Source organism: Methylosinus sp. DMC45 (genome assembly GCF_056313885.1).
Genome location: NZ_JBQUZK010000047.1, coordinates 152,215 through 161,588 on the forward strand (window position 1 = coordinate 152,215; position 9,374 = coordinate 161,588).

General features: G+C 64.2%; 7 protein-coding genes and 1 pseudogene. 3 read left to right on the forward strand and 5 right to left on the reverse strand.

Going from position 1 to position 9,374, the window contains the following annotated elements; all coding sequences use genetic code 11:
- Positions 1–26 precede the first annotated feature (26 nt).
- The gene (locus ACT53T_RS15720; protein WP_476161888.1) at positions 27–2,306 is read left to right on the forward strand and encodes a TonB-dependent receptor; all 2,280 of its coding nucleotides are present in this window, start codon (positions 27–29) and stop codon (positions 2,304–2,306) included.
- Between the two features lie 47 nt (positions 2,307–2,353).
- Entirely contained in the window at positions 2,354–3,139 is a 786-nt protein-coding gene (gene cobS / locus ACT53T_RS15725) for an adenosylcobinamide-GDP ribazoletransferase (RefSeq protein WP_476161889.1), read from the forward strand.
- 7 nt (positions 3,140–3,146) lie between these two features.
- Here cobS and dusA read toward each other — a convergent pair whose 3' ends face one another.
- Positions 3,147–4,160, reverse strand: coding sequence for a tRNA dihydrouridine(20/20a) synthase DusA (dusA, locus tag ACT53T_RS15730; RefSeq protein WP_476161890.1), 1,014 nt, complete (start codon positions 4,158–4,160; stop codon positions 3,147–3,149).
- 614 nt (positions 4,161–4,774) lie between these two features.
- Positions 4,775–4,903 (reverse strand): annotated as a pseudogene (locus tag ACT53T_RS15735) (chromate resistance protein ChrB domain-containing protein); the annotation flags it as partial.
- Between the two features lie 196 nt (positions 4,904–5,099).
- On the opposite strand from ACT53T_RS15735, the gene ACT53T_RS15740 reads away from it, so the two are divergent.
- Positions 5,100–5,315: a hypothetical protein gene (locus ACT53T_RS15740; RefSeq protein ID WP_476161891.1), complete on the forward strand. Its 216-nt coding sequence runs from the start codon at positions 5,100–5,102 to the stop codon at positions 5,313–5,315.
- A 223-nt stretch (positions 5,316–5,538) separates the two neighbouring features.
- On the opposite strand, the gene ACT53T_RS15745 is transcribed toward ACT53T_RS15740, so the two are convergent.
- Genes ACT53T_RS15745 through ACT53T_RS15755 form a run of 3 tightly spaced genes read right to left on the reverse strand, consistent with a single transcriptional unit; the run spans position 5,539 to position 9,173 of the window.
- Entirely contained in the window at positions 5,539–7,350 is a 1,812-nt protein-coding gene (locus ACT53T_RS15745; protein WP_476161892.1) for an ABC transporter ATP-binding protein, read from the reverse strand.
- Between the two features lie 42 nt (positions 7,351–7,392).
- Positions 7,393–8,490, reverse strand: coding sequence for an ATP-binding protein (locus tag ACT53T_RS15750; protein ID WP_476161893.1), 1,098 nt, complete (start codon positions 8,488–8,490; stop codon positions 7,393–7,395).
- Complete coding sequence (locus ACT53T_RS15755; protein WP_476161894.1) at positions 8,487–9,173, reverse strand: response regulator; 687 nt, start codon at positions 9,171–9,173, stop codon at positions 8,487–8,489. The genes ACT53T_RS15750 and ACT53T_RS15755 overlap by 4 nt, the downstream gene beginning before the upstream one ends.
- Positions 9,174–9,374: the final 201 nt, after the last annotated feature.

A 9,374-nucleotide genomic window follows, 5' to 3' on the forward strand; every position in this document is an offset into this window, starting at 1 on the left:
CCTCACAGAAACAACGTGTTGTGGCGATGGGTGTCGGAGCTTTGACGCTGCAGGCCTGCGCGGCGCTGGCGGCGCCACAGGGCGGCGCCGGCGAGGCGACGGTGCAGGATGTCGTCGTGCAAGCGGAGCATGACCGGGTCGAGGCCCAAAAGACGCCCCAGACGATCGTGCGCTTCGACGAGAAGAAATTGCGCGACCTCAGCATCACCAATACGCGCGATCTCTCCGGCTATGTGCCGGGCCTGACGCAGTTCCGCACGGGCGTCACGACGTCCAACTCCAATTATTTCTTTCGCGGGATCGGCGAATATGATCCGCAGGGACAGCCCTCTGTCGGCGTCTATCTCGACGACGCCTATTTCCCGCGCCTTCTCGGCTCGCGCATCGAGCTGCTCGATGTGGAGCGTATAGACGCGCGTCCGGGGCCGCAGGACACGTCTTCGCCGCATAATGCGGAAGCCGGCGTCGTTCAGATCGTCACGCGCAAGCCGGACAATAGAAAGCGCGTCGAGGTGGAAGCGGGCTACGGTAATTACAATGAATGGAAGGTCGGCGCGCTGGTGAGCGGGCCTATCATCGCGGACGAGCTCTTCGGCAGCCTCTCCTACAGCCATCGGGCGCGCGATGGCGTCACGCGCAATCTGCTGCGCAACGCCGACGTCAACAATGTCAATCTGAGCAATGCGCTCGCCAAGCTGCGCTGGACGCCGATCCAGCCGCTCGAGGTGCTGCTCGCCTTCGACGGCGAGTTCGACGACGGCCAAGCGAAGTCCTACAATAATCTCGCCATTCCTGGAAACTCGTCGAGCACGGCCTATTATCCGCTCTATCCGCTGAATCACTTCCAGCAATATGGCGGAGCGCTGACGATCAGCTATCAGCTCGACGCCAATCTGCAGCTGAAGTCGATCACCCAGGCGCGCCGCTTCGAGCAGGTCGCGCTCTATGACAACACCAGCGATCTGTGGGCGCGCAGCTCCAACTGGCTCCATTATTGGGATCGCAACTACACGCAGGAGTTTCGCGTCATCGGCGATTACGATCGCCTGGATTTCAAAGGCGGCGTCTATCTCAATCGCGACGAATGGTTCTCCGGCCGACGCGCTAACGCATTCGGAACAGTGACGAGCTTTTTCGCCACTCCGCAGGTTCCGACGACCTTCCAGCCGAATTGGCAGGAGCTGTGGCAATACACCAACACTTACGCCGTCTATGGCGAAGCGAATTATCGGCTCACCGACGAATTGAAGCTCACGCTCGGCGGCCGCTATAATTACGAGAAGCAGTGGAACAATAATTACAATTATTCGCTGGTGAATGGGCAGGCGACCTCGTCGCTGCTGGGCGGCGGCTTCACTTCCACCGATTGGCTCGCGGCCTTCTACAATCCGCGCGGCGTGCTCAATTGGAGCGTCCAGAACAGCGCGTCATGGGAAACGGGCTCTCCCAAAGCCGTCCTCTCCTATCAAGCGACGCCGGAGATCCTCGCTTATGCCTCCTTCTCGCAGGGTCATAAGGACGGCGGCTTCGATTTTCGCGCGCAGGGACCGACTATCGCCTCTGTGACGCAGGCGAGCGTTCCCTATAAGCCGGAGACGCTGACGACCTATGAATTCGGCGTGAAATCATCATGGCTCGACGAGCGGCTGAACGTCGCGATCTCGGCCTTTTGGAACGATTTTCGCAATGTGCAGGCGACGGCGATCGATCCAGTCACCAATAGCTCGCATCGTTTCAGCGCCGGCCATGGCCGCTCCAGGGGCGTCGAAGGGCAGGCGACCTTCACGCCGATCGACGAATGGGAGATCGGCGCGACCGGCTCCTATCTCGACGCCGTGCTCGATTCTTACGCGGGAACGACGACATGGGCGACGCTGGTCAATTCGCCGTTCGGCCCCAACGCCGTCGTTCCGACCGCCGCGCATTCGGGCTCGCGTCTGCCCTATTCGCCGAAATTCCAGGGCAGCCTCTACACCAATTATCGCGTGCCGCTCGATGTGCCGGGCGTGTGGAAGATCGGCGGCTCCGTACAGGCGCAGACGTCGCTCTACACGGATATCATCAACAACCCGATCATAAAAATACCGCCGCAGACCTTCGCCAATCTGCAGACGAGCTACACCACGGCCGATGGTCATTGGACGTTTAAGCTCGCGGTGAAAAATCTCTTCGATCGCCGTTATCCGCAGAGCTACACCTATCAGGCGATTTCCGCTGGACGGCCGGGCGCGGGCCTGCCTGCCTATTGGACCGTGGCCTATAATGATCCGCGCTCGATCTTCGCCTCGGTCCGCTACGTCTGGTGACGCCGAGGCCGGATCGCCCCTTCTCGACAAACGGCCGCTTTGGCGGCATGACGGGGCGCATGTTCCGCCCCTTCGTCGACGACTTCCTCGCCTGCCTGCGCTTCTACTCCCGCCTGCCGGTTCCTGCGCCGCGGGGGCATGAGATGCCGGACTTTCGCACCGCCGTGCGGGCGCTGCCGCTGGCGGGGGCGCTGATCGCGCTCGCGCCGGCCTGGACGCTGCTCGCCGCCCGCGCGCTCGGCCTGCCGCCTTTCCTCGCCGCGACGCTGGCGCTCGCCGCGCTGGTCGCCGTCACCGGCGCGCTGCATGAAGACGGGCTCGCCGATCTCGCCGATGGTTTCGGCGGCGGCGCGACGCGGGAGGAAAAGCTCGAGATCATGCGCGACAGCCGGCTCGGCTCCTATGGCGCGGTCGCGCTGATCCTCGCGCTGGCGCTGCGCCTCGGCGCCTTGACCATCATCGCGCAGCGCGGAGCCTTCGAGGCGGCGGCCATTCTCATTTTCGCGGCGTCGCTCTCGCGCACTGCCGGGCTGCTGCCGATCATGATCCTCGCGCCCGCGCGCGCGGACGGCGCCGGCCACGCCGCCATGCGGCCGTTCAAGGAGGCGCTGCAGACGGCGGCGCTGCTGGCGAGCGCCCTCTCCATTTTGCCGATCGCGCTCGGGGTCTCACCGGTCGCGGCTCTGCTGGCCGGCGCGGCGTCCGTCGCCGCGGCCTATGCGACGGCCAAGCTCGCCGAGCGTCAGATCGGCGGCCTCACCGGCGATGTGCTCGGCGGCGCGCAGCAGGCGGCCGAGATCGCGGCGCTGCTCGTGTTTTCGAGCGGCGGCTGAAGACGCGTCAGGCTCTGGCCGCCTCCGCCATGCGCGCGGTCGCGCGCCGCACCTCGTCGACGGCCGCGCGCAGCGTCTCCACGCCGGCGCCGGGCCGCGCCGCCTCTTCTGCGAGCCGCCGGCGGAAGGCGCGCGCGCCGGGCTTGCCGGCGAAGAGGCCGAGCATATGCCGCGTCATGTTGGAGAGACGCTCGCCACGCTGCAGCTGCGCCTCGATGTAAGGAATGAAGGCTTCCACCGCGGCGAAGCCGTCCGCCAGCGGCGCCGCCTCGCCGAACAGCTCGGGATCGACGCGGAGCAGAAGCTCCGGCTCGTGATAGGCGGCGCGGCCGATCATCACGCCATCGACATGAGCGAGATGCGCGCGCATGTCCTCGAGCGTCGCAATGCCGCCGTTGATCGCGATCGGCAAATTCGGATAGGCGCGCTTCAGCTCGTAGACGAGGCCGTAGTCGAGCGGCGGAACGTCGCGATTTTCCTTGGGCGAGAGGCCGGAGAGCCAGGCCTTGCGCGCGTGGACGACGAGCGCGTCGCAGCCGGCGGCGACGGCGCGCTCGGCGAGGCCGAACAGCGCGGCTCTCGGCTCCTGATCGTCGACGCCGATGCGGCATTTGACCGTGACGGGAAGCGCGACCGCATCCTTCATCGCGCGCACGCAATCGGCGACGAGATCGGGCCGCAGCATGAGGCAGGCGCCGAAAGCGCCGTTCTGCACGCGATCGGAGGGGCAGCCGACATTGAGATTGATCTCGTCGAATCCATAGGGCTCGGCGATGCGCGCGGCCTTGGCCAGCTCGCCCGGATCGGATCCGCCGAGCTGCAGCGCCAGCGGCCGCTCCGCCGCATCGAAGCCGAGCAGCCGATCGCGATCGCCGAAGATCACGGCGCCGGTCGTCAGCATCTCCGTATAGAGCCGCGCGCGGCGCGACATCAGCCGATGGAAGAACCGGCAGCGCCGGTCCGTCCATTCCATCATCGGGGCCACGGAGAATCTAAAATCTGGATTTGTCAGCGATGTCATCCCGATCTCATGGCGGTGGGCGGGCGCGTGCGCGCGCCCTGCGCCTCGATACGACAATTTTCACTCCTTTTCGACTTCTCCGCGCGCACAGAGCGCACACGAAATGGCGACCTTCACGAGGCTCAAATCCGGCTCCTGGCGCGCTCGAGTTCGACGCAAGGGGAAATACGTCAACGAAACATTTCTCCGCCGGCGCGACGCGGAGGAGCGGGCGCTCGACATAGAGCGCCGGATCGACCGTGGCGAGTCGCCTTCGAAGCGCGCGCGCAAGGAAGCTCGAACATTCGGCGATCTCGTCCGACTCAATAGAGACGATCTCGCGGAAGTCGGAAAGCGGATCGGTCGGTCGAAAGCCGCGAGCCTCAAGTCTCTCGAGCGTCGCCTTGGGCGATTGAAGATTTCAGAGCTGGATCGAGAGCGGCTCATTCAATTCGGTCGCGATAGAGCGAAGGAAGGAGCGGGTCCCGTCACGCTCGGCATCGACCTCGGCTATGTCAAAACGATCTTGTCGCACGCGGCGGCGGTTCACGGCATCCAGCTTTCGACAGAGCCGACCGATCTCGCACGCATTGCGCTGAACCGTCTGGGATTGGTCGGGAAGGGAAACGAGCGTGATCGATGAAGCGGCGGATCAGCCACGGGCAGGCGATGCGATCGACCTTCGGCCGCGTCCGTGTGACCCCGATCGTCCGACCCAGATGGTCGCGCGGAGGAAGCTTCGCTTCTGGGATGAGCGGGCCGCCGCGCCCAATGTGAAGGCCCGCGCCCTACGGTTCGCGGCGGTGGCTGTGTAACCCCTCGCCGGACGTTGTCGAAGGGCAGGATGCCCGCGAAATCCTCGGTAATCATGATGTCGATGGTGGCGGTCAGGCTGTCGCGGCGCTTCCCGGCCGTCGCGCCCGTGCGCAATTCGGCCTCGGCCACCGCGCTAAAAACAGCTTGGTCGAGTCCGGCGGGCTCAGCCGCGCCGAGATCGAGCGTCTCGGCAAGACGCTGCGCGCCGCCGCTGTGGACGGCGAGCATCCGACCGCGCTGGCCGCCATCCAGTTCCTTCTGCTGACCGGCTTTCGCCGCATGGAAGGACTCGGCGTGATCGGACACCCTTCAACAGTCGTTCAGTCGGAACTGCGTTTCGTCGCACATGCCGCGCCCTAGGGATTTTCGACCTACATTTTCGTGATTTGTGGCATTAAGGCGCAAGCCGTCTTTTCGAGGCGGCCTTTTCGATCGAGCAAGTGGCGTTGGTCACCGGCCATCGAGACTGGAAGATGCTTCGTCGATACACACATCTCGAGCCGGAGCAGTTTCATGTTCGGAAGAGCGGGATGGCGGCTTGAATTCAGTGCGTGAACCGCATGAGAAGGATTCTGCGGAGGAGTCACGCAGTTTGGCGATCGAGATGCGACCGCATCACCAGTTCCGAATAGGTTCGTCCTTGGGAAACGAGCTCGTCGTGTGTGCCGCGCTCGACGATCTGGCCCTTCTGCAAGACGATGATCTGATCTGCCTTTCGTACCGTCGAGAGACGGTGGGCGATCGTGATGGTCGTGCGTCCCTGCGATAGGGTCGCCAGCGCGGACGCCATGGCGTGTTCCGTCTTGGCGTCGAGGGCGCTGGTCGCTTCGTCGAGCAGCAGGATCGGCGGATCGCGTAAGATGACGCGCGCGAGCGCCAGCCTTTGCTTCTCGCCGCCGGAAAAGCGATAGCCTCTCTCCCCGACCAGCGTCTCGTAGCGCTCGGGCAAGGCCATGATTGTCTCGTGGATCTGGGCGATGCGCGCGGCCCTCGCGAGCTGATCGTCGGACGCTTCCGGGCGGCCGAAGCGCAGATTCTCGGCGACGGTCGCATGGAGCAGATAAGGCTCCTGCGTCACGACGCCGAGCATGTCGGCCAGCGTCTCGAAGCGAAGCGCGCGAATATCGACGCCGTCGAAGGAGATGATGCCTACGTTCACCTCATAGAGTCGCGCGAGGAGATAGCCGAGCGTGGTCTTGCCGGAGCCGGTCGCGCCGACAATGGCGACATGGCCGCCGACCGGAATGTCGATGGAAATATCGCGCAGTGCGGGAGTCGCGGCGCCAGGATAGAAAAACGAGACACCTGCGACCTGGACCGCGCCGCGCATGTCCGCCCGGTCGAGTGCGACCGCGTCGGCGTGTTGCCTGATCTCGACCGGCTTGTCGAGATAAGCGAAGATCCGCGCGAAGAGCGCGCGGGTCGTTCGCATCTCCCGCGCGATTTCCAAAAGCTGCTCGAGCGGCCACAATAATTGCTCCTGCAGAGCGATCATGGCGACGAGCGTGCCGATGCTGATCGGCGTGCCAGCCTGCATAAGCAATCCGCCGACCAGCAGCGTCAGCGCCGGAAGCACGGAGAGCGCGAGGTTGATGAGCGCCCATTGCCATTCGCCCGCCGTATGTGCGCGCGTTTCGAGCTTCGCCACCTCTCCCGAAAGACTCGAGAAGCGTTGTGACAAATGCTCGCCGCGGTTCATCGTTCTGGCGAGGATCACGCCGGAGATCGACAGCGTCTCCTGTATGGCTGACGACATGTCGGCGATGCGCTCCTGCTGCTCGAAAAGCAGCTTTTCGCGCATTTTCGCGACGCGATTGCTGATCGCCACCGTTCCAGGAACAATCAGAAAGACAAAGAGAGCCAATCGCCACTCGAGCAGCAGGATCGCCGCGGCGGTCATGACTACTGTGGCCGAAGAGCGCGCCAGCTCGTTCGCGCTGGTGGTCACGAGCGATTGCAGCCCGGATATGTCGCTGGCGATGCGCGATTGAATCTCTCCCGCGCGCGTCGCCGTGAAGAAGCCGAGAGACAACGATTGAAGGTGTGAATAGACCCTCACTCGCAGATCGTGCATGATCGCTTGCCCGATCTGGACGCACAATATCACCTGCGCTGTGCTGAGGCAGGTCGACAGGACGGCGACGAGCAGCAGCCCGACCACCAGCGCGACGAGCTGATGCAGATCGGAACGGGGCAGAGCTTCGTCGATGATTGCGCGCAAGAGAAAAGGCGACGACATGCCCGCGCCCGCGCCGAGGAGCATCAGCGAGGCGACAATTGCGATCTTGGCGCAGTAAGGCCTGAACAGCTCTAGAACGCGTCGCAGAGTCACATGCGTTGCGGCGACTTTCTCGTAATCGTTATCGGGCCGGTCCATTGTAGGTGCGGCGGTCATTCGATTGTCCATGGTCATTCGATCATTTTCGTGGCGGCGCCGTCATTCGATCGGCGCGTCGCCGCCGATGCGATTGAGCGCTTGGGCGAGCGGCAGAACAATCTCGAAGATCGCGCCGCCGTCCGTGGAGGCTCTGTATTGCGCGCGGCCGCGATGCGCCTCCGCTATGGCGCGCACCACGGAAAGGCCGAGGCCCGCGCCGCCATGGCATCGTGAGCGTGAGGCTTCCGCCCGGCTGAATGTGTCGAACGCATGGGGCGCGAAATCGGGCGCGAGGCCCGGCCCATGGTCCTCGACGGCGATCATGATGTCTTTCTTCTCCGCTCTCGTCGAAATCTGCAAGAGCCCCGGCGTCGCATAGCGTTTCGCATTGTCGAGAAGGGCGAGCAGCGCCTGCCGCAACCGAACGCCGTCGCAAGCGAGAACGATGGGGCGCGCGTCGATCTCGATGGTGAAGCCGGCCTCGACGAGAGCGGGGCGCATCGCCTCGACAGCCTGTCGAATCTCCTGCTCGAGATCGGTCGGCTCGAAACGCATCTCCAGCCGACGGCTCTCCGACAGGGTGACGATACGCAAATCGTCGACGAGACGCGACAAGCCCTCGACTTGCGACAGGAGATTGTGGAACAATTCGTCGCTCGGCGCGAACACGCCATCGGCGAGCCCGTGAAGCCGGCCTCGCAGTATCGTCAATGGCGTGCGGAGCTCATGCGCGATGGCGGCGTTCCAAGAGGCCATCGCCGCGACGCTGTCCTCGAGGCGTTGCGCCATCGCGTTGAAGTCGTCTACAAGTTGAGCCGTTTCGCCGAGCGATCTGTCGCCGGGCGAGGCCCGCGCCGTGAGATCGCCCGCGGCGATGCTGCGCGCGCCTTCCGCGAGCGAGTTGAGCGGAACGAGAATCCGCTTCGTCAGGCGGAGCGCCGCGAAGATCGCGAGAATGAGAGCGAAGAGAAGCAGGACTGCGATCAGCACGAAATCCGGCGCCTCGGGAAGCAGCGGCAGCGGGCCCGGCGGCGGCGGATAATAGGTCAGATAGACGCCATAGAAGACGAAGGAGCCGACGAACACGATCATAACGGCGGTGGCGACGACAATGCTCATCGACAGCGCGATCTGCCGGCTCAAGCGATGGCGAGTCATGGCGCCGTCAGCCGATAGCCGACGCCGCGCACGACATTCATCAAGCCAGTCGCGCCGGCCTCGTCGAGCTTGCGGCGTAGATTGCTCACATGACTGTCGACGGTCCGCTCGAGGGCGTCGCCGCCCGGCAGGCAAGCGTCGACCAGCTCGCCGCGGCTGAATGCGCGCGAGGGCGATTTCGCCATATGGGCGAGCAGCCGAAATTCGGTCAAAGTCAGAGGCAGGGACGTCGCCGCTCCGCCGTCCCTCACCTTGGCGAGAAAGCTCTCGAGGTCGATCTCGAGCTTGCCGATCCGCAAGACGTGGCTGTCGGCGCGCGCATTGGCTCGCCGCAGAACCGCTTTGACGCGCGCGACGATTTCGGCCGGATTGAACGGCTTCACCACATAATCATCGGCGCCGAGACGCAATCCCTGCAGGCGCTCTATGTCCTCGTCGAGCGCGGTGATCATGATGACCGGCGTGTCGCCGCGGCGCCGCAGCTCGGCCAGCGTTTCCCAACCGTCGACATTCGGCATGTTCACATCCAGCAAGACGAGGTCCGGTTTCAGAATCGCATGGTGATCGAGCGCGATCCGGCCATCTGCCGCGCTCACGGTCCGCAATCCCTCCCTCGCCAGATAGGCTTCCAGAATCGCGGTGATTTCCGCTTCGTCATCGGCGATGAGAACGAGATTGTTCATAGTCGAGTTCTCGGCGGCTCGCTGGCTGGCCATGTTTCGTTTCCCGCGCCTCGGACGATGTCGTCCTGCTGGAGGACTTTGGTCACGCGTCGAAATTATGGCGAATGTCCGTCTGTTCGGGTCGTGACGTGCCCCCGAAGTTTCATCCAGCGGCGAGTTGAGTCCCGGCGGTTGATACGCCCGCGGGCGTGGGGTGAGCAA